The 20,554-nt window shown below is 60.3% G+C and carries 15 protein-coding genes; 7 read left to right on the top strand and 8 right to left on the bottom strand.

Annotated features, from left to right (window positions below; all coding sequences use genetic code 11):
- The first annotated feature begins 444 nt into the window (after nucleotides 1-444).
- The 4 genes from GCM43_RS22755 to GCM43_RS22740 are packed head-to-tail and all read left to right on the top strand — an operon-like array spanning nucleotide 445 to nucleotide 5,024.
- Complete coding sequence (locus GCM43_RS22755) at nucleotides 445-2,142, top strand: methyl-accepting chemotaxis protein (RefSeq protein WP_152248179.1); 1,698 nt, start codon at nucleotides 445-447, stop codon at nucleotides 2,140-2,142.
- A 3-nt stretch (nucleotides 2,143-2,145) separates the two neighbouring features.
- A complete protein-coding gene (locus GCM43_RS22750; RefSeq protein WP_152248178.1) occupies nucleotides 2,146-2,970 on the top strand; it encodes a CheR family methyltransferase in 825 nt (274 codons plus the stop codon).
- A 1-nt stretch (nucleotide 2,971) separates the two neighbouring features.
- Nucleotides 2,972-3,508, top strand: a complete 537-nt coding sequence (locus GCM43_RS22745; RefSeq protein WP_152248177.1) for a chemotaxis protein CheD — start codon at nucleotides 2,972-2,974, stop codon at nucleotides 3,506-3,508.
- The gene (locus GCM43_RS22740; protein WP_226929620.1) at nucleotides 3,495-5,024 is read left to right on the top strand and encodes a chemotaxis protein CheW; all 1,530 of its coding nucleotides are present in this window, start codon (nucleotides 3,495-3,497) and stop codon (nucleotides 5,022-5,024) included. Before GCM43_RS22745 ends, GCM43_RS22740 begins: the two co-directional genes overlap by 14 nt.
- Before the next feature lie 126 nt (nucleotides 5,025-5,150).
- Here GCM43_RS22740 and GCM43_RS22735 read toward each other — a convergent pair whose 3' ends face one another.
- The 5 genes from GCM43_RS22735 to GCM43_RS22715 all read right to left on the bottom strand — a co-directional run bounded on the left by GCM43_RS22735 (nucleotide 5,151) and on the right by GCM43_RS22715 (nucleotide 10,682).
- Nucleotides 5,151-6,245: a toxin-antitoxin system YwqK family antitoxin gene (locus GCM43_RS22735; RefSeq protein WP_152248176.1), complete on the bottom strand. Its 1,095-nt coding sequence runs from the start codon at nucleotides 6,243-6,245 to the stop codon at nucleotides 5,151-5,153.
- The gene (locus tag GCM43_RS22730; RefSeq protein ID WP_152248175.1) at nucleotides 6,242-8,560 is read right to left on the bottom strand and encodes a hypothetical protein; all 2,319 of its coding nucleotides are present in this window, start codon (nucleotides 8,558-8,560) and stop codon (nucleotides 6,242-6,244) included. Before GCM43_RS22730 ends, GCM43_RS22735 begins: the two co-directional genes overlap by 4 nt.
- Entirely contained in the window at nucleotides 8,557-9,306 is a 750-nt protein-coding gene (locus GCM43_RS22725) for a PP2C family serine/threonine-protein phosphatase (protein ID WP_193315717.1), read from the bottom strand. Before GCM43_RS22725 ends, GCM43_RS22730 begins: the two co-directional genes overlap by 4 nt.
- A gap of 10 nt (nucleotides 9,307-9,316) precedes the next feature.
- Nucleotides 9,317-10,000 (bottom strand): vWA domain-containing protein, encoded by a 684-nt coding sequence (locus tag GCM43_RS22720; RefSeq protein ID WP_152248173.1) that lies wholly within the window; start codon nucleotides 9,998-10,000, stop codon nucleotides 9,317-9,319.
- Nucleotides 10,001-10,226: 226 nt separating this feature from the next.
- Nucleotides 10,227-10,682 (bottom strand): tellurite resistance TerB family protein, encoded by a 456-nt coding sequence (locus GCM43_RS22715; RefSeq protein WP_152248172.1) that lies wholly within the window; start codon nucleotides 10,680-10,682, stop codon nucleotides 10,227-10,229.
- Nucleotides 10,683-10,807: 125 nt separating this feature from the next.
- On the opposite strand from GCM43_RS22715, the gene GCM43_RS22710 reads away from it, so the two are divergent.
- Nucleotides 10,808-11,953: a DUF3800 domain-containing protein gene (locus tag GCM43_RS22710; protein WP_193315716.1), complete on the top strand. Its 1,146-nt coding sequence runs from the start codon at nucleotides 10,808-10,810 to the stop codon at nucleotides 11,951-11,953.
- A 100-nt stretch (nucleotides 11,954-12,053) separates the two neighbouring features.
- Here GCM43_RS22710 and purL read toward each other — a convergent pair whose 3' ends face one another.
- Complete coding sequence (gene purL / locus GCM43_RS22705; RefSeq protein ID WP_152248170.1) at nucleotides 12,054-16,103, bottom strand: phosphoribosylformylglycinamidine synthase; 4,050 nt, start codon at nucleotides 16,101-16,103, stop codon at nucleotides 12,054-12,056.
- Nucleotides 16,104-16,243: 140 nt separating this feature from the next.
- Complete coding sequence (locus GCM43_RS22700) at nucleotides 16,244-17,308, bottom strand: GGDEF domain-containing protein (RefSeq protein WP_152248169.1); 1,065 nt, start codon at nucleotides 17,306-17,308, stop codon at nucleotides 16,244-16,246.
- Nucleotides 17,309-17,391: 83 nt separating this feature from the next.
- Between GCM43_RS22700 and GCM43_RS22695 the strand changes: the two genes are divergently transcribed.
- Both GCM43_RS22695 and GCM43_RS22690 read left to right on the top strand, forming a co-directional pair.
- Nucleotides 17,392-17,664, top strand: coding sequence for a hypothetical protein (locus GCM43_RS22695; RefSeq protein WP_152248168.1), 273 nt, complete (start codon nucleotides 17,392-17,394; stop codon nucleotides 17,662-17,664).
- An 18-nt stretch (nucleotides 17,665-17,682) separates the two neighbouring features.
- Nucleotides 17,683-19,290 carry a tetratricopeptide repeat protein gene (locus GCM43_RS22690; RefSeq protein ID WP_319636969.1) on the top strand — a complete coding sequence of 536 codons (1,608 nt, stop codon included), beginning with the start codon at nucleotides 17,683-17,685 and terminating at the stop codon, nucleotides 19,288-19,290.
- Nucleotides 19,291-19,424: 134 nt separating this feature from the next.
- Here the strand turns inward: GCM43_RS22690 and GCM43_RS22685 are convergent, their stop codons facing one another.
- Nucleotides 19,425-20,477, bottom strand: coding sequence for an NAD(P)-dependent alcohol dehydrogenase (locus GCM43_RS22685; protein ID WP_152248166.1), 1,053 nt, complete (start codon nucleotides 20,475-20,477; stop codon nucleotides 19,425-19,427).
- Between the last annotated feature and the right edge of the window lie 77 nt (nucleotides 20,478-20,554).

Here is a 20,554-nt window from a genome sequence, read left to right as displayed (position 1 = left end):
AGGTTTGTCGTCGCCAGCCCCCCCTGCTCGGGCCAGTCCTGGCGAGTCTTTACTATACCCGATAAAAGAACGCCCGTATTTTTGTTGCCGCTGAGGCAGACCTGAAAAAACCGCGCGCAGTGCCTGCCGGCTATCAAATCCAAAGCCGAATCATCAGAAAAAAACACGATGATAATAAGCAGAAAAAGTTCCTAAAATAATCAAAGATAATCTCCGATGCAGCGATTACCACACATTTAAAACTTATTTTTCAAGCTGCTTGTTTTTGACATGACTGTGATGAATAATAAATTTATTGATAAAAATCAATAAACTATCGCTTTATCGAATCGTGGCAGAATAATGCATGCAGCTCCAATAGTTTAATTCTCACTGATTATCACCATTATTTTAATCCTATAACATTTCCAGCCTTTATATTAACTGCCGATCAAAGGAACCTTTATGGACGCAGCCACTCATGTCGGTCACTCTCAGGATTTGGACTTACAAGCAATCAACACGGCGCTCAACCGCGTCCAGGCCGTGATCGAATTCGAGCTCGACGGCACGATCCTGCATGCCAATGAGAATTTCCTGCGCGTGCTCGGCTACACGCTCGATGAGGTACAGGGCCACCATCACGCCATGTTCTGCGAGCCCGAGTACGCAAAATCAGGCGCCTACCGCGACTTCTGGGCGCGCCTGGCGCGCGGCGAATTCGAGCAGGCTGAATACAAGCGCATCGCCAAGGATGGCCATGAAGTGTGGATCAGCGCCTCCTACAATCCGATTTTCGATTCTGACGGCAAACCTTATAAAGTCATCAAGTTCGCCACCGACGTGACGGCGGTCAAGCAGCGCAATGCCGAATATGAAGGCAAGGTCAGCGCCATCGACAAGGCGCAGGCGGTGGTGGAATTCGATATCAACGGCATAGTGCTGGGCGCCAACGAGAACTTCCTGGCCGTGATGGGCTACGAAATCGGCGATATTCGCGGCGAACACCACCGCATTTTCTGCGAAACCGAGTACGCCAACAGCGTCGATTACAAGAAATTCTGGCAAAAGCTGCACCGCGGCGAATTCGACAGCGGTCGCTACAAGCGCATCGGCAACGATGGCAAGGTGGTGTGGATACAGGCGACCTACAATCCCATCCTCGACGCCAGCGGCAAGCCCTACAAGGTGGTCAAGTTTGCCACCGATATCACCGAACAGGTCAAGCTCGAAGACACCGTGCATGCGCGCGCGGCCAGCGACAACCGCAAGGTTGACACCCTGCTCGCGTCGGTGGCGCGCGCCGCCCAGGGCGACCTGACCGTGCATATCGTGCAGGAAGGCACCGAGCCGATTGACCTGCTGGCCGGCGGCATCAGCAAAATGATTGCCGACCTGCGCGGCGTGATCGGCAACGTGGTGGCGGCCGCCAACGGCTTTGCCGACTCGTCCAATGCCATTGCCGAGCGCGCCACCGGCGTGGCGGTCGGCACCCAGGCGCTGGGCGCCACGGTCGAACAGATGAATGCCTCGATCGACGGGCTGACCTTTTCCATCAATTCGATCGCCGAAAACACCTCGGCCGCCGACTACCTGGCCAAGTCGACCCAGCAGGAGGCCGAAGCCGGCGCGCGCGCCGTGGCCAAGTCGATCGAGGCGATGGACCTGATCAACCGTTCGTCGGAAGATATCGGCGAGATCGTCAAGGTCATCAGCGAAATTGCCAACCAGACCAATATGCTGGCCTTCAACGCCGCCATCGAGGCGGCGCGCGCCGGCGAACACGGCTTGGGCTTTTCAGTGGCGGCCGACGAGGTGCGCAAGCTGGCCGAACGCTCGTCGCAGGCCACCAAGGAAATATCCAAGTTGATCAACGAATCGGTCAAGCGCGTCTCGACCGGCAGCGAAATCTCGCGCCAGGCCAGCGATGCGTTCGACCGTATCGTCTCGGGCGTGGGCAAGACCACGCTGGCCATTTCCGACATCGCCAAGTCCGCCAACGAACAGCTGCTGACGGCGCGCGAAGTGTCAACCGCGATTCAGTATATCGCCGAGGAGACCGAGAAGTCGGCCGCCAACTGCGACAGCATCGCCCGCTCCACCGATGCGCTCAATGAGCGTGCCGGCGGCCTGACGCAGACCGTCTCGGGCTTCGTGGTGTAAGCGATGAGTCAAGCCGCCACGCTGACGCCCGAGGTGCTCGACACCCTGATCGCGCTGGTGCGCGAGCATACGGGCATCGCCATGACGGCGCGCAAGAGCGTGCTGCTCGAGCGCCGCCTGCAGCCGCGCCTGCAGGAACTGTCGCTGGCCAGCTACCAGGCGTATCTGGAGCGCGTGGCGTCCGACCGCGATGAAGTGAGCCATTTCATCGACCTGGTCACCACCAACGACACGCTGTTTTTCCGCACGCCGCAGGTCTGGGACTATTTTCGCGACCGCTACCTGCCCGCCTGGGCGCGCGCGCATCCCGATGCCTGCTTGCAGATCTGGTCGGCGGCCGCAGCCAGCGGCGAAGAACTCTATTCGATCGCCATGCTGTGCGAACAGTTCCGCCTGCAATCGCCGGCGTTTCGCTACCAGATCCTGGCCAGCGATATTTCGCAGCAAATCCTGGCGGCCGCGCGCGCCGGCCAGTACAGCGGCCGTTCGGTCGAGCGCATCCGCCTGTCGCACCCGGAACTGCTGCGCAAATATTTTACGGCCACGCCGTACGGCGTGCAGGTCGACGACGCGCTGCGCCAGCACGTCAGCTTTGCCCAGCACAACCTGCTCGAGGCGCTGCGTCCGCCGCGCCAGTTCGATGTGGTGTTCCTGCGCAATGTGCTGATCTACTTCGACGCCGAGCACCAGGAAACGGTGCTGCGGCAGGCGCGCAAGAGTCTCAAGGACGATGGCCGGCTGATCCTGGGCGAATCGGAAACGATTGCGCGCCTGGGCACCGGCTATCAATTCGAGTTTCCCATGATTTACAAGACTGGCGAGGCATAAGATGCTGCTCACCCACCATTCAGTCATTTCAGCAGGCAGCCAGCTGCCACCGCCGCAACAGGTCGGCATGGGCCAGTTGTGCGTGGGCTCGCACGGCGAACAGTTGCAGGCCCTGCTGGGCTCGTGCATCGGCATCGGCTTTATCTGGCGCAAGGGCGGCTGCTGCGGCCTGGCCCATTGTTTGCTGCCCGAAGCGCCAGGCATGGACGGCGAACTGGGCGCGCGCTATGTGAGCCAGGCCGTGCCGTCGCTGCTGCGCCTGATGGGCGTGCGCACCGCCGACTATCGCGATATCGAAGTGGTACTGGCCGGCGGCGCCAGCATGTTCGGCAATCCCGGCGGCCGGCTGCAGGTGGGACAGAGAAACGTCGAAGCGGCGCAGAAATACCTGACCCGCTGCGGCCTGCAGGCCAGCTTTTGCGCGCTGGGCGGGCAGCGGGGGCGCCAGTTGCTGATCGATTGCGCGCACCACAGCTTTGCCGTGACGGAAGTGGCGGCGCCAGCGCCGCGCAAGGAGGGCTGGCATGGACATGCATAAGGCAAACGTAACCAGCGAATCGACCACCGCGCTGGCCACCGAGCTGTTCGGCTCGTTTCATCTGGGCGGCGATGAATTCGCCCTGCCGGCCGGCTGCATCCGTGAAGTGGTCAATTATCCGGCCAGAGTGACGCCGCTGCCGCTGTCGCCGGCCTATCTGGAGGGCATGTTTACGCTGCGCGGTGCGGTCATTCCGGTAGTCAACCTGGGCCGGCTGTTCCGCGCCGATGCCCCGGCGGCCACCGCCAGCGACAAGGTCGCCATCCTCGACTTTCAGCAGGTACTGGTCGGCATCGTGTTCCAGGACACCGGCGAAATCCTGCGCGTGCCGGCCAGCCAGCGCAGCCAGTTGCACTATGCCACCGGCGACGCGCAGGCGGTGATTGCCGGCACCATCGTGCTGGCCGATGGCGCGCGGCTGCTGCAGATACTCAATCCGCACGCCCTGCTGTGCATCGAAAACGTGCCCCATGTGCTGGCACGCCAGTCCAGCAATAGCCAGCATGGCGCGGCCAGGCTATCGCAGTCGGCGCGGCGCCAGTGCGTGAGCTTTCATGCGGGCGGCTCGGCGTTTGCCATCGACATGGCCGCCATCCAGGAAATCATCCGGGTGCCGGAACTGAACAGTTCCATCCTTAACAGCGAGCTGTGCCTGGGACGCATGCATTTTCGCGGCAGGCAGGTGGCGGTGGTCGACTTTGCCACCCTGCTGCGCGCGCCGGGCGCCGGCGCCATGGATCGCCCGGACCAGCGCATTATCGTGCTGCGCCTTGATGACGCTACCGTGGGCTTCCTGGTCGACAGCGTCGACAGCATCGTCCACTACGTGCCAGATGAGGTCCTGCCGATTCCACTGCTGAGCCGGACCCGCGCGGCCATGTTTACCGGCTGCATCAACCACGACAAGCTGGGCGATTTGGTGCTGCTCGATCACCGCGAGATATTGTCGCACGCGGAAATCGTGGAAATGCAGCAAGGCCATGCGCGCCTGTATCCGGCCGAAAGCGAGGCTGAAAAAACCGTGCGCAAGGTGCAGCGCCAGGTGTATATCACCTTTACGGTAGAAAACAGCTTTGCCGTGGAAATCAGGCAGGTGCGCGAAATTATCGACTTTACCGGCAATATCACGCGCCCGCCCGGCATGGCGCCATATATGCGCGGCCTGCTCAACCTGCGCCAGCAGATGATTACCATTATCGACCTGCGCCAACTGTACGGCATGGCGCCGCTGGCCGACGAGAGCGGCGCCAAGGTGCTGGTGATCGAACGCGGCGAAGAGCGCTACGGTTTCCTGGTCGACGCCGTCAACAACATCATGACCATTTCCGACAGCCAGCGCTTCGCCGCACCCCAGCTGATCCGCACCGGCCAGCACGACGACCTGCGCAGCGAAATGGACGAAATGATTGATATCGGCACGGCCAGTATAGGTACGGCCAGTAACGGCACGGCCAACGCACGCGAGACGCTATCCGTATTTCGCTGCGACCGCCTGCTCGATAAAATGGCAGCGTAGGCCACGCCAAAGCTGGGGTCAGTTCCGCCATTGCGACACAACCTCAGCCTTGGAGGCATCGTTGAGGAGCAATGGCGACTCTATGCCTGATGAGCTCGTGTCGCATTGGCGGAACTGACCCTGTTTTTACTCGCTGAGCAGCACGCCTTTTTCACTGTAGACCTTCTTGCTTGCCAGCGTGCCGTCCGGCCGGTAATCAAGATGCTCGCCAACTGGCCTATTGTCGACGTATTGGCCAACCAGGCTTGTTTTGCCGTCCTGAAAAAACCAGGTGCTCAGACCGTTTGCCATGCCTTTTGCATAGGACCTGCTACTGACAAGCACGCCATCGTCGGTATAGCTGAGCACCTCGCCATTTGCCATGCCATCGCGCACCGGCATGCGCCTGACTACCTTGCCCTCGTCGTTGAAGGTCTCGATCACGCCATCAACAAGCACGCCGGCGTGATATTGCTCAGCCTGCTTCAGCCGACCTTCCTTTTGATGGTACGTGCGATGCACACCCTCGCGCAGGCCATTGCGCCATGTGCCGCGTGCGGCCAGGCTGCCGTCAGGGTAATAGCGGCTGGCCACGCCATTGTTCTGGCCCTGTGCGTTCATCGGCACCTCGGTCCTGACCTGGCCATCCACGTGAAAACTGGTATAACGCAAGACCGGTTTGGCATACAGATAGTCGGGGCCGTCAACATGGGTCGATACATAGCGTATGCGCCCTTCGCGCTCATAAATGTCGACATCCCAGGTACCGGCAACCTTGCCGGGCGCCAGCGGCATCAGCAGCTGGTACTGGGCCTCGTTCTGCCTGGCTGGCCTGAAGTTCTTGTCCAGATACAGGCGTGCCTTGCCGTCCTTGCACGACGCGCCTTCGCAGCGCCCCAGCCGGATCGCCTCGGGCAGCCCGCCCGCGCCCGGCTTCGGGCACCGCTCGATCACCACCACGATCGGCGCCTTGCTGGCAACCTGCCTGGCTAGATCCGCTTTCATGGCCGCATAAGTGGCCGCGTCCAGTCCCAGAGCGCTGGCCTGCATGCGCACCTGCCGGCCGCCACAGGCATTGTCTGCCGCCAGGGTCAGCACATCGGCGCCGTTGTTGCCGTCATTGCCAGGCTGTGCGTGCACGGCCTCGATAACCTGGCGCTGCATGATTTCCGCCTGCGCGGCCAGCGGCAACATGGTCAACGCTGCCAGCAGCGCAGAAAATTGTCCGTATTTCAAATTCAAGGTGTTTTTTCCTTCCCTGACAATGGCGGCGGCAGTGTAAACACCATCTTGCCGTCGCGATAGCGCAGCAGCACCTCGACGCTGCTGCTGCGGATCTGGCCGTTTTCAATCGCGCTGATGTAGGGCCATTTTTTCAGATGGTCAACCAGCAGCTTGTTGATGCGCGGGTCCATTGGCTGGTCCGATACCACGGCCGTCATCGCACCGCCCTCGCTGATCGAAATGCTGAGCGCATTTTCACCCTGCAGTTCAGCCATGCCCGGCCTGGTCAGGACCAGTGGCGGCAGCGTCGGCAAGGCCACTGCTGCACGCGTTGCCAGCAGGTCCGGCTTGGCGCTGATGCGCCCGGCCAACTCGCGGCCGTCGGCCAGCACCTTTTCCCAACGTTTCCCGGAGGCGCGCGGCATCGCCAGCAACAGAATCTTGCCGGCACGCTCCAAGCGCCGCTCGGTACGCTCCACGCCGTTATCAGGTGCTTCGCCAGGCTCGTTCGACAGCGCGTTATAGATCGCAAAACGCTGCGCGGTGGCAAACCCCAAGCCGGCGAAATTGACGGCCTCGGCCTCATCGCCAGCGCGCAGGGCGGTGGCGGCCAGGCCGATCCAGGCGACGCCGTCGGTCGGACGCGCCCAGATCGACTGTTCAAAATACTGGCGTGCAGCCACCGGCTCACCCAGCGACAGATGGATGCGCCCCAGCGCGGCAGAAGCCAGATAGTCGCGCGGCTTCTCGATCAGCAGATCGCGCATCTGGTCGGCCATGCCGTCGCGCACGCCAGGCAGCCAGCCCGGGCCTTCGATCAGCGATTCACGCAATTGCTCGCGCACGCGGTCGCTGCGCCCGTTTTCCCGGCTCGGCACCGCCTTGTACAGCCACTGCATGCCACGCAATAACACGCTATCGTCGCCGTTCTTCAAAGCCTGCGACAGATTGCGCAGTACTTCGCGCGCGTCCGATGGCATGAATTCGACCGGCTTGCGGTCGCGCCAGTCCAGCTTTTCCAGGCTGGCCTTTTCTTCGGCCTGCGTCTGTTCGGCCGTGCGTTCGGCTACTTTGTCAGGCGTCGAGGTCCAGACTGAAAAACCAATCAGCAGCAGCACGATAATGACCACCACTGCCACCCAGCCCATGCCAGACACGGGTGTTCCGACTACCGGCAGCGGCTTGGAGACAGGTGCTGGCGGCGCAGCGCGGCGACGTCCGGGCGTGGCTGGCGCCCTGGCCTGGCTTTGCGCCTGCGCCAGCGTCTGCTGCTGTGCCGCCTGCGCAATGATCTGGTCGCGCGCGCAGGCGGCGCAGGCAAAACCGGTGAAATGCTGGTGCTCCGGGTTGACTGTACATACCGCCAATTGGCCACCGCTTTTTTGCGCATACGGGCGCAGCAACTGCTGCCAGTCCAGCGGCGACGGACGCACGGCCCTGGGCGAATTACTGAAAGCGCGGTCGAACATGGCGCGCACATCGGGCGGCATCAGCGCGTGGCCGCTGGTGGCGTTGGGGGCAATCGACTTGTTGGGCTGCACACCATAGGCATAGCAGCCGTCGCGGATACGCCCCGGCAAATCGGTTGCCACCTGGGCATTGGCTGCCCGGCCGCTGTAGGGATGGATGCCGAAGTTGAGCAGCTGGAAGATCACCACGGCCAGCGCGAAGCGATCCTGGGTCGACTCGCTGCCTGCCTGCATGCCCTTGCGCTGGAATTCGGGCGCCAGGTAGTCGGCCGTAAACTGCTCGGCCGGAAAGCGCTCTGCCCTCCCCTGGATGCTGAAGCCGTCGCAATCGAGCATGGCGATATACAGCGAATCGCGGTAAAAGCGAAGATTGACCGGTTTCAGGTCGACCACATAATGCTGCTGCTGATGCAGTGCTTCCAGCACGCCGGCTAGGTTGGCTGCCAGCGTCAGCTTGGCGCCCAGGCCGGTTGGCAGGCCAGCGGCGCGCGCCTGGCGCTCCTGCATGATCTGTTCAAGCTCGGCCGTGTGCGCCATGTCGAGCAGCGGCATGGCAAAGCCGATAAAGCGGCCCTTGGCGTCCTGCAGCGTCGACTGCGGCCAGGCGATCTGGATATAGCGCTTGCCGTTTTCCAGCTGGTCCGGCAGCTCCGGCGACAGTTCGAGCATGGCCTCGATCTTGCGGCGGTTTTTCTCGCGATCGAGGTGCGGGTGGTACAGCTTGGCCACCTGCGTGGGCGCGTCCGGCAGCAGATACACACTGCCGGCCCCGCCGCTCTTGATCAGCTTGCCCAGCAGCAGGCTGCGCGCTTTGTCCAGCCAGACCTGCGATGCCGGCTTGACCACTGCCCTGGCCTTGCTCATGCGCGCCAGGCCAGCAACAAGGTCTTGTCGTCGCCGGTAATCTGATGCGTGCGCGGGTCGGCCAGCGTGGCAGCAAGCGCCGCGTTGCCGGACTCGATGCTGTTAACGCTGCGCAGATAACCCTCGATGGCGCCCATATACGGCGCATACAGCGACGCGTTCTTTCGCGCCATGGCAAACGGCATGCAGCCGTCGGACATCAGCACCACCGACTCGACGCCTGGCCCCAGCGGCAGCAGGCGCAGATGATCGCGCCAGCGCGTACCGCTGACAAAATAGGTTTCATTGGCGTATTCGCCGTTGGCTGGCAGCGAGATGCGCTGCGCGCCATCGGCCATCTGCGCCACCGCCACGCCGTCGCCCAGATGAAAGAACAGCCCCACGTCCTGCCCCATGACCACGCCAACGACGGTGGTGGCATAGTCGTCGATGGTAGCGCTGGCCGCTGCAGCCTTTTCATCGAGCGCCGCGCGTATCTGCGCCAGCACGTCTTCAAGCGCACCGTTGTGCAGTTCTTCGATAGCAGCGCCGCCATGCAGGCGCGCGGCCAGTGCCAACACCAGCTGGTCAGCCACGAACTGCGCGCCCTCGTCGCTATGGCGCGCCGAGCCGGCGCCGTCGCATACCACCGCCACCAGATGGCTGCCGACCACCGCCTGCGCCTGCGCGTCCTGGCACGGCAGGCCTTTGTCCAGATGCGACTTGCCCACCACCGACGCGCCAAACACGCGCCAGCCCTGCTTCACGTGCGCCACCTCAGGTACTGACGACAGACCAGCCATCGGTCGAGGCCAGCTGCGCCTGCTGCCCCGGACGCGACTGCGACACCACCTGCATGCTGGCGCTCAACCACAGGAACAGCTCGCGGAACTGCAGGCCGCGCAACTGCTTCACGCCACGCTCGCCACGGCTGGAAAACTGCCCCAGTACCTCGGTATTGGCCTGATCGCCCACGGCAATCGGGAAAATCGCAACCTTGTTGTCCTGCTCGGCACGGCGCGCCATTTGCGCTGCCGCTTGAAAATTGTCGGTCGGCTCGCCATCGGACATCAAAAACAGCCACGGCCGGGTATAGGCCACGCCGGCGCTGCGGAAGCGCTGCTTTTCCTGCTCGATCTCGGCCAGTGCCAGCTCAACCGCATGGCCGGTCGGCGTGGTACCGCTGGCCTCCAGACGCGGCGCAGTGAAATCCATCGCGTCGCACCAGTTACTGGCCACCAGCGCTTCGTCATGCGCACCAAACTCGATCACCAGTATGCGCACGCGCTTGCTGGCGATCACATCGGACTTCAGTTCTTCTTCCAGCAGCGCCAGACCCTCGTTAAGCATATTGATCAAGGGGCCGTCCATGCTGCCGGAGCAATCGAGCACCAGCACCAGCGGCGTGCGTTGTTCGGTATTGTCGACCAGGGCGACGTCAGGAATCATTATTGCTGTCATGTGTTTTTGATAGAGTTGCGAAATAGCTTACAGACGAAGCTTACCCTATGGATACACTTTTGCAGCGCTCAATTGAGTAAATGAAGCCATACAGACGCCATAAAGACGCCATGGGCGTAGGTCGGATTAGGTGGGGCCGCCGAGGCCCATAGGGCCGTAATCCGACAACATCGTTGGCGTGTCAAGGCAATGTCGGATTACGCGCTGCGCGCTAATCCGACCTACGTTACTGCAACTCAAACTCCGCAGGATTCAAACCCAGCTCCTTGGCTATCTTGCTGGCCACCCGCTGCTCATTCGCGTCGAAATTGCCGTCCGACGAAGCAATCGCAATAATCATGCGCACCAGCAGCCGCGACGCTTCCGCATTCGATTTCATCTTGCCCAGCGCCTGATACGCCTTGGCCTCGCCGATATCCTTGTCAAACTCGAGCTGGCTGACAAAATCCTGGAAGGCCTTGATCACATCAGTGGTGGTAAACACCGACAGCGCCTCATTGCTCTCGATGAACTTGACCATCTTCTGCTTTTCTTCCGAACTGACGCTGCCATCGGCCATTGCGATCAAGGCAGAGCCTGCCATGGCAGCGTTCAGGAAATCCTTGTTCTTGTACTTCAGCGCCTCGGTCTTCAGTTCACTGGCTTTGGTTTTCAGCTTGGACAGAAAGGAATCAAAACTCATGGGGCTCTCCAGGTCAGTTGATGTCATACTGAAGCTTACGTTACCACAAGTAAGTAGTTGACGTCGCATGATTAGGCCTCAGCCAGCAGAAGATGTGTCAATCAGCTCAAAATCATAGGAAAATCATGAATGACTATTTTGCATTTATAGACGAATCTGGAAATCACGATCTGGATACCTCAAAGGATGGTGCATCCAGTTACTTTTTGATTTTGGCAATTTTAGTCTCTGCTGAACATGCAAGCACCCTTGCAAATGAAATAGAAAAAATTCGCCTTAAGTATTTTGGGCTGGGAGAGATAAAGTCCAGCTCAACAAAAGACAAAAAACGCTCAGAGATAATTTCAGAATTAAAATTACTCGATTTCAGATTTTATGCTTTAGCAATAGACAAAAAGAGAATCTCAAAAGACACCGGACTCAAATACAAAAAGTCATTTATAAAATTTACAAATGGCATACTTTATGAGAAATTATTCAGAGCAGCAGAAAACTTGACCATCTACGCAGATGGGCATGGTTCCAGCGAATTCATGGAAAGCTTTGAAAAATATATCAATGAAAACCATGGCCCTGATCTCTTTTCTACTTCTAAAATCGAGATGGTAGACAGCAGGAACAATGTAATGGTGCAGCTTGCCGACTTTCTTGTTGGCACTGTTGCAAAAGTTTATGAAAACAAGGCGACAGGCGAAGCAAAGAAAAATTTTCTTGAATTTTTACGCCAAAAAAGAATCAGCATTGATGAATGGCCGCCTCACTTTGAGATTGATCCTCTTGGGACAGCGGTTAGCGACGAAGTCGATAGTGAAATTTCAAAAATATCCTTACGTACTGCTTCTCACTTCTTGAAAGAAAATATCGACAATTATGATACTGAAGTGGCTATTCAGCATGCGACACTTAGCTATCTTCTTTTTCAAGCCCGATTCCCGATGCTTGAAAAATTCACTACCACGAATGAAATACTGGAACATCTTTCTGAACAGGGATTCAATGGCATCACTAAACAGTATCTTCGATCTAATGTTATCGCGAAACTACGCGATCATGACGTAATCATTGCCAGCTCAACAAAAGGTTACAAAATACCAACAACTTATTCAGATATCACCGGTTTCGCAGACTTGGTTGATGGAATAACCATGCCGCTGCTTGGTCGCTTGAAAAAAGCCGATGAGCTATTCGCCCTTGGAAGTGCCGGAAAAATAAAAGTCTTGGACGAGCAACGGTTCAAGAGTTTGAAAAATCTGGTTGACAATATCATTTAATTAAAAATAAATTAAAAAGCCGCTGACTTTCGACAGCGGCTTTTTTCACAATTTAAAAAGGCTCGGCTTTGACTTTAGCAACATCGCCTGGACAAATTGCTTACCCCACAAACTTCCGCGCATTCCTGAACATCCTCATCCAAGGCGAATCCTCGCCCCACGCCTCAGGATGATAAGACTGTTGAACGCTCCGGAACACGCGCTCCGCATGCGGCATCAGCACCGTAAAGCGGCCGTCCGGCGTGGTGACCGATGTAATACCCTCAGGCGAGCCGTTCGGGTTGTACGGATACGCTTCGGTCGCGGCGCCCTTGTTGTCGACATAGCGCATGGCCTTGACGACCTGGGTGATGTCGCCGGTTTGCGAGAAGTCGGCGTAGCCTTCTCCGTGGGCAATCGCGATGCCGGCCTGGGTGCCGGCCATGCCGTTGAAGAAGATCGATGGGGAGTCCATCACTTCGACCATGGCAAAGCGGCCTTCGAATTTTTCCGACTTGTTGCGTGTGAACTTCGGCCAGGCGTGGGCGCCGGGGATGATGGACTTCAGATTGCTCATCATCTGGCAGCCGTTGCAGATACCGAGGCCGAAGCTGTCGGTGCGGGCAAAGAAGCGCGCGAACTGGTCGGCCAGGCTGGCGTTGAACAGGATGGTCTTGGCCCAGCCTTCGCCGGCCCCCAGCACGTCGCCGTACGAGAAGCCGCCCACGGCGATCACGCCCTGGAAGTCGTCGAGCTTGACGCGACCGGCAATCAGGTCGCTCATGTGCACGTCGACGGCCGTAAAGCCTGCCTGGTGCATCACGTAGGCGGTCTCGATATGCGAGTTGACGCCCTGCTCGCGCAGGATGGCCACGCGCGGACGCACGCCGGTGGCGATAAATGGCGCTGCCACGTTTTCCGTTTGATCGAACGTGACGATCGGCGTCATGCCCGGGTCTTGCAGGTCCAGCAGGCGGTCGTATTCAGCGTCGGCGCAGGCAGGATTGTCGCGCAGGCGGGCGATGCGCCAGCTCGTTTCGCTCCACAGGCGGTGCAGATCGGCGCGCGCCTGGGTGTAGATCAGCTTGGCGTCGCGCGTGAATTCCACCACATCGCGGTCGTTCAGTTTGCCGATAATGTGGCTGCAGGCGCCCAGGTTGAAGCTGCGCAGCACGTCCATTACCAAGGACTTTTCTTCGGCGCGCACCTGGATTACGGCGCCCAGCTCTTCGGCAAACAGCGCGCGCAAGGTCAGCTCGTTGCGGCGCTCGGCCACCTGGCCGGTCCAGTTCTTGGCGTCGCCCCAGTCGCTGGCGTGTTCGCCTTCCATGGTCAGCATGTCCAGGTTGACGGACATGCCGGTGTGACCCGCAAACGCCATCTCCGTCAGGGTCGCGTACAGGCCGCCGTCCGAGCGGTCGTGGTAGGCCAGGAGTTTGCCATCGCTGTTCAATTGCTGGATGGCGGCAAAGAAGCCTTTCAGGTCTTCTGCGCTGTCGACGTCCGGCGTGGCGTTGCCCAGCTGGCCCATGACTTGCGCCAAGGCAGATGCGCCCAAGCGGTTCTTGCCGCGACCGAGGTCGATCAGGATCAGCGCGGTGTCACCAAGGTCGGTTTTCAGTTGTGGCGTCAGCGAACGGCGCACGTCCGTCACTGGTGCAAACGAGGATACGATCAGGGACACTGGCGAGGTGACCGATTTGGCTGCGCCCGTGTCTTCATCTTTCCATGTGGTGCGCATCGACAGCGAATCCTTGCCCACCGGGATGCTGATACCCAGCGCCGGACACAGTTCCATGCCGACAGCTTTCACGGTATCGTACAGCGCCGCGTCCTGGCCAGGCTGGCCGCAGGCCGCCATCCAGTTGGCCGACAGTTTGATGTCGGAGATATCGCCAATCGCCGCAGCGGCAATATTGGTGACGGCTTCGCCGACAGCCATGCGGCCCGATGCGGCAGCGTCGATCACGGCCAGCGGCGTGCGCTCGCCCATCGCCATCGCTTCGCCCAGGTAACCCTCGAAGCTCATGGCGGTAACGGCGCAATCGGCTACCGGCACCTGCCATGGGCCGACCATCTGGTCGCGCACGGTCATGCCGCCCACGCTGCGGTCGCCAATGGTGATCAGGAACGATTTGTCGGCCACGGTCGGCAGCAGCAGCACTTTTTGCGCCACGTCGACCAGATCCATGCCGGTCAGGTCGATGGCCGGGAAGTCGTTGGCCACATGCACCACGTCGCGCTGCATTTTTGGCGGTTTGCCCAGCAATACGTCCATCGGCATGTCGACCGGCTCGTTGCCCAGTTCCGGGTCGATCAGTTTTAACTGACGCTCTTCGGTAGCCACGCCCACGGCGGCGAACAGGCAGCGTTCGCGTTCGCACATGGCCTTGAACAGCGGCAGGCTTTCCGGGGCAATCGCCAGCACATAGCGCTCTTGCGATTCGTTGCTCCAGATTTCTTTCGGCGCCATGCCCGATTCTTCCAGCGGCACTTTGCGCAGGTCGAAAATCGCGCCGCGCTTGGCGTCATTGGTAATTTCCGGGAAGGCGTTCGACAGGCCGCCGGCGCCTACGTCGTGGATCGAGATAATCGGATTGTCCGGACCCATTTGCCAGCAGGCGTTGATCACCTCCTGGGCGCGGCGTTCCATTTCCGGGTTGCCGCGCTGGACCGAGTCAAAGTCCAGGTCAGCCGTGTTGCTGCCGGTGGTCATCGACGAGGCGGCGCTGCCGCCCATGCCGATGCGCATGCCGGGGCCGCCCAGCTGCACCAGCAGGCTGCCGACCGGGATATCGTTTTTATGCGTGTGCTGCGCCGAGATATTGCCAATGCCGCCGGCAATCATGATCGGCTTGTGATAGCCGAACACGGCGTCGGTGCTGCCCAGCGCTGCGCCGACGTTCTGCTCGTAGGTACGGAAGTAGCCGCCCAGGACCGGACGACCGAATTCGTTCGAGAACGCGGCGCCGCCCAACGGGCCGTCGATCATGATCTGCAACGGCGAGGCGATGCGCTCAGGCTTGCCGTATTGCGGCGCGTCTGCACGGCCGTCTACCGGTGCGGTAACGGATGCGGCCGTTTCCCAGCTGCGCACGGCGCCTGGCAGCGACAGGTTCGAGACCGTAAAGCCGGTCAGGCCAGCTTTGGGCTTGGCGCCGCGGCCGGTCGCGCCTTCGTCGCGGATTTCGCCGCCGGCGCCGGTCGAGGCGCCGGGAAATGGCGAAATGGCGGTCGGGTGGTTATGCGTTTCGACCTTCATCAGGGTGTGCGTCAGTTCGGTCGATGCCGCGTATTCGTGGCTGTCGCCGCGCGGGTAGAAACGCGCGACGGTCGCGCCTTCCATGATCGACGAATTGTCGCTGTAGGCCACCACGGTGCCTTTGGGCTGCAGTTCGTGGGTGTTCTTGATCATGCCGAACAGCGACTTTGGCTGCGCCACGCCGTCAATGGTCCAGTCGGCGTTGAAAATCTTGTGGCGGCAATGCTCGCTGTTGGCCTGCGCGAACATCATCAGTTCGACGTCGGTCGGGTTGCGGCCGGCCTTGGTAAAGGCGTTGTCGAGATAGTCGATTTCGTCCTGCGACATGGCCAGGCCCAGCTCCACGTTGGCCGTTTCCAGCGCGCCCTTGCCCTGCCCCAGCAGGTCAATCGATTCGAGCGGACGCGCTTCGAGGGTACGGAACAGGTCTTGGGCCTGCTCGGCGCTGCGCAGCACCGATTCGGTCATGCGGTCGTGCAGCAGGTCCGCCACAGCCTGCACCTGCTCGTCCGTCAGCTTTTTGGCCGCGCCGATGGCGCTGCCCAGGATGCCCGTTTTCAGGTTGATGCGAAACGCCACGCCGCGCTCGACGCGCTTGATGTGCGCCATGCCGCAGTTATGGGCGATATCGGTGGCTTTCGAGGCCCACGGCGAAATCGTGCCCAGGCGTGGAATGACGAAGAATTCTTCGGCCACGCCATCGGTGTTGTCTGGCTCGGCCGGCTCGCCGTAGGTCAGCAAGGCGTCCAGGCGAGCCTGATCGTCGCTTGATAACGCGGTGCTGGCATCGATAAAGTGGACATAGCGCGCCTGCACGCTGGCAATCGCCGGGACGACGGCTTGCAGTTGGCTTAACAGGCGATGGCTACGGAAAACGGACAGGGCATTGGAACCCGGCAGTATCAACATGGTTGGAAGGTGGTTGATGCAGCGTGGCTGCGGGTTAAAGGTAAGAATGACAAAATCGTGGTGCGGCAAATTTCCTTTGCGCGCATTATACCCGTTTTGCCCCCTTCCCACGACCCTTGCTTGCCCCGCCAACGTCGTTTTCAGGCGATCACATAACAGTTTTTGCCCTGGCGCTTGGCCTGGTACAGCGATTCGTCGGCCAGCCGGTAGCTGTGACCGAGGTCCTTGTCGCAGGCCAGTTCGGCGATGCCCACGCTGATCGACACCGGGCAAGCCAGCGTGAAGCTGCGATGGACGGTGTCGACCAGCGTGGTGGCAAAGGCGCATACAGCCTGGCGGTCGCCGACAAACACCACGCCGAACTCCTCGCCGCCCAGGCGACCGCACAGGTGGCCTTCGGCCGAGGTGGCGATAATGGTGGCCGTTTTGACCAGCACCTCGTCGCCCACATCGTGGCCCAGGCCGTCGTTGATTTTCTTGAAGTTGTCGAGATCGATCATCATGAAATGCAGCACCCGTCCCGGCACTTCGCGCTGCATGCGCTGCGCGCTCTGGGTAAACATGCGGCGGTTGTTGAGACCCGTCAGGCTGTCCTGGAAGGCCAGGCGCGTCAGTTCCTGGCGCGCGTGGAAATTGCGCAGCCGCAGTAGGCTGAAACTGATATTGAGCGCCAGCCCGAACAGGATCGTCACCACCATCATCAAAGGCATCCACGACGCTTCGCGAATCCACTGGTCGGCGTGGTAGACGCCGCTCCAGACGATCCACCAGATGCCAGCCACCACCGCCAGGTAAGTGAGGCCGCCGTTGAAAATCGGCGCAATGGCCAGCGTCATGAACACGCCGACCGGCAGCACCCAGAATACCGGATTGCCGACCGCGTCGGCCATGGTGCGCAGGCCGAATGCCAGCGCCAGCACGGCGCAGGCGCCGCTGATGGTCAGCCATAGCAGCGTGCGGCAGCGCACGCGCACCACAAAGGTCGACAGCATGCACGCCAGCGCCAGTATCGCCTGCCTGGGGTCGAGCCAGTTCGGCTGCGGGATCATCATCCAGGTCACGCAATAGCCGCAGATGCCAAGCAGCTGCGTGAGCACGCCTACCCGGTGCAATTCGGAGAAAAAAACCTGCTCTTGCGCGCCATTACCGCCAAAAGCCAGCGGTGCAGCGATCCGCTGCAGCGAGCGGAAAGTAAAATCAGGCATGGGCCGCCAACGGGGAAATCAGACTTCTTGATGATCGGAACAGAGCCAGCGAGCCGTCAGCGCCACACGCTGAAAATTGCCAGATGGCATCTACAGTGTCATATTTTATATGGGGTATTGCGCAGAGAATAGCTCAGCCACAGGAAGCGGGCAAGCGTACACGCCAACGACGCCGGCGGGCACCGCCTGCGCTGCTGAAAAGTAATCTGAAATACAACACTTTCACCCGGTCGCACGGCACGCTGCATTTTGCTGGCAAGGCCGCCCGGCTTTGCAGTATGCTGATAAAAAGTATGTTGTCAGGCGATGCCTTGCAGCCGATGCGGGCCATGACCGTCCAGATGAGCGAGACCTGAACGATGCCATATAGTGACTTGTCGGTTCTGATTATCGATCCCAACCCCAGCATGCGCGGCAATTTGCACAATATGCTGACGCAGGCGTCGATTACCAAAGCCGAATATGCGGTCAATTCCGCCAGCGCGATCAAGCTGCTGGCCAAGAAACCGTTCGATATTATCCTGTGCGAGTACGATCTTGGTAGTGGCACCGACGGCCAGGACGGCCAGCAACTGCTGGAAGACCTGCGCCACCACAAGCTGATCGGACTGTGGACCATCTTTATCATGCTGACCTCGGAAGCGGTGCACAGCAAGGTGGTGAGCGCGGCCGAACTGTCGCCGTCCGACTATATCCTCAAGCCCTTCACGGTCGATGTGTTGAGCGGTCGCATCGCACGCGCCATCGAACGGCGCGCCATCTTCCTGCCGACTTATCAGCTGCTTGAAAAAGGCAAGCTGCGCGAAGCCGTGGCCAGCTGCAGCGAGGCCGAATTGCGCCACCCGCGCCTGGCGGCCGACTTTGCGCGCCTGCGCGCCGAACTGCACCTGGAACTGGGCGAGTGGCGCGAAGCGGAAACGATTTATACGCATATGCTGCAGGCGCGCCCGATGGCGTGGGTGCACCTGGGCCTGGCGCGCACCTTGTTCGAGCAGCAGCGCCATGAAGAAGTGGCGCAATCGCTGTCCGAACTGCTGGAACAGTATCCGCGCTTTATGGCAGCCTACGACCTGCTGGCGCAGAACCACGAAGCGATGGGCCAGCAACTGCAGGCCAAGAAAATCCTCGAAGATGCGGTGGCCATTTCGCCGCATATGGTGCGTCGGCTGCGCCGCCTGGGCGGCATGGCGTTCGACACCGGCGACATTGGCGCGGCCGAACGCGCCTACAAGCAGGTGGTCACCAAGGCCAAGTATTCGGAATTTCGCGACCCCGAAGACCATGTCAATCTGGTGCGGACACTGGTGAAAAAAGGCGACGGCCCGCAGGCCAGCGGCGTGCTGCGCGACATGGAGCGCTCGCTGCGCAGCGGCCCGAACGTGGAAGCGTGCCGCGCCATCTCGGCTGCCATGCTGCATGAAATGACCGGCAACGATATCGCTGCCGCCAGCGAACTGCAGCAGGCCGCCGCTGCCGTGCAGGGCGCACGAGGACTGTCGACGCAGCTGAAGGTAGGCCTCGTGCAAAGCTGCCTGAAAAACAATCTCGACGATGCGGCCTCGGAGCTGATGATGAAGCTGGTCAACGAGGCTGACAGCGAGGTGACGATGGAACAGGCGGTCGACGTGTTTGAAAAGGCCGGCCGCCACGACCTGGCGCAGGGACTGGGCCAGCAGCTGAAAAACCAGGTGCAGGAACTACTGCAGGAAGCGGCCGGCAAGACCGAAAGCGGCGAACTCAAAGGCGCCGTCTTCATGCTGCGCCAGGCGCTGCGGCGCACGCCGGGCAACCTGCCGGTACTGTTTGCCTCGAGCGAAGCGGTACTGCGCCAGCTCAATATGCTGGGCTGGGAAGCCACGCTGGCCGAGCAGCTGCAAAACCACCTGCACACCATCCGCAAGATCGATCCCAAGCATCCGAAGCTTGAATCGCTGAGGATGCAGTATGAGGCGACACAGCACAAATACGGCATTGCAACGTGAATTGAACAGGAATGTAGGTCGGATTAGGCGCGAAGCGCCGTAATCCGACAACACCGCTGACGCCAACAATGTTGTCGGATTACGCGGGGCTTTGCCCCGCTAATCCGACCTACGGCCCGCCGCCCGCCGCGTTTTTATTCAGCCAGCGACGCCATATCAATCACAAACCGATAGCGCACATCGCTTTTCACCACGCGCTCAAACGCTTCGTTGATGTCCTGGATGCGGATCACTTCGATATCGGAGACGATATTGTGCTTGCCGCAGAAGTCGAGCATTTCCTGGGTTTCCTTGATCGAGCCGATCATCGAGCCGGACAGGCTGCGGCGCGCGCCGACCAGGCCAAAGGCGCTGACGGGCGGCGTGGCGCCTTCAGGAATGCCGACGATCACCATATTGCCATCGACCTTGAGCAGGTTGATATACGCGTTCCAGTCAATGGCCGCACCGACGGTGCAGATGATGAGGTCAAACGTGCCGGCCAGCTTGCTGAAGGTCTCGGCGTCATTGGTGGCGTAATAATGGTCGGCGCCCAGGCGCAGGCCGTCTTCGCGCTTGGACAGCGTTTGCGACAGCACCGTCACTTCGGCGCCCATGGCATGCGCCAGTTTCACGCCCATGTGGCCCAGACCACCCATGCCGACGATGGCGACCTGCTTGCCCGGACCGGCCTTCCAATGGTTCAGCGGCGAGTACAGCGTGATGCCGGCGCACAGCAAGGGCGCGGCGGCGTCGAGCGGCAGGTTGTCGGGAATCGACAGCACATAGCCTTCCTTGACGACGATGGCGTCGGAATAACCGCCCTGGGTAGCGTTGCCGGTCTCCGGTTCGACGCTGTTGTAGGTCTGGACCAGGCCAGGCATATACTGTTCGAGATCGACATTGCGCGTCTTGCAAGTGGTGCAGGAGTCGACAAAGCAGCCCACGCCCACATGGTCGCCGACCTTGAATTTGGTGACATTGGCGCCGACAGCGGTAACGACGCCGGCAATTTCATGGCCCGGCACCATCGGGAACACCGAGCCGCCCCACTCGTCGCGCGCCTGGTGGATATCGGAGTGGCATACGCCGCAATACTTGATCGAGATGGCGACATCGTCCTCGCGCGGTGCGCGGCGCTCGAACGTGAATGGCTGCAATGGCGATTTCGGGTCCAGTGCGGCGTAGCCTTTGGCGGTGGTAGTCATGGTAACTCCTTTTGAGGATTGAACGAGGCGTAGCTGAAACAAACCGCTCAGCTGCGATGCACAATAGTGTGCCGCAG

Origin of the sequence: Janthinobacterium aquaticum (genome assembly GCF_009208565.1) — a bacterium.
Lineage (GTDB): Bacteria > Pseudomonadota > Gammaproteobacteria > Burkholderiales > Burkholderiaceae_D > Janthinobacterium.
This window is presented reverse-complemented; position numbering and strand designations above follow the sequence as displayed.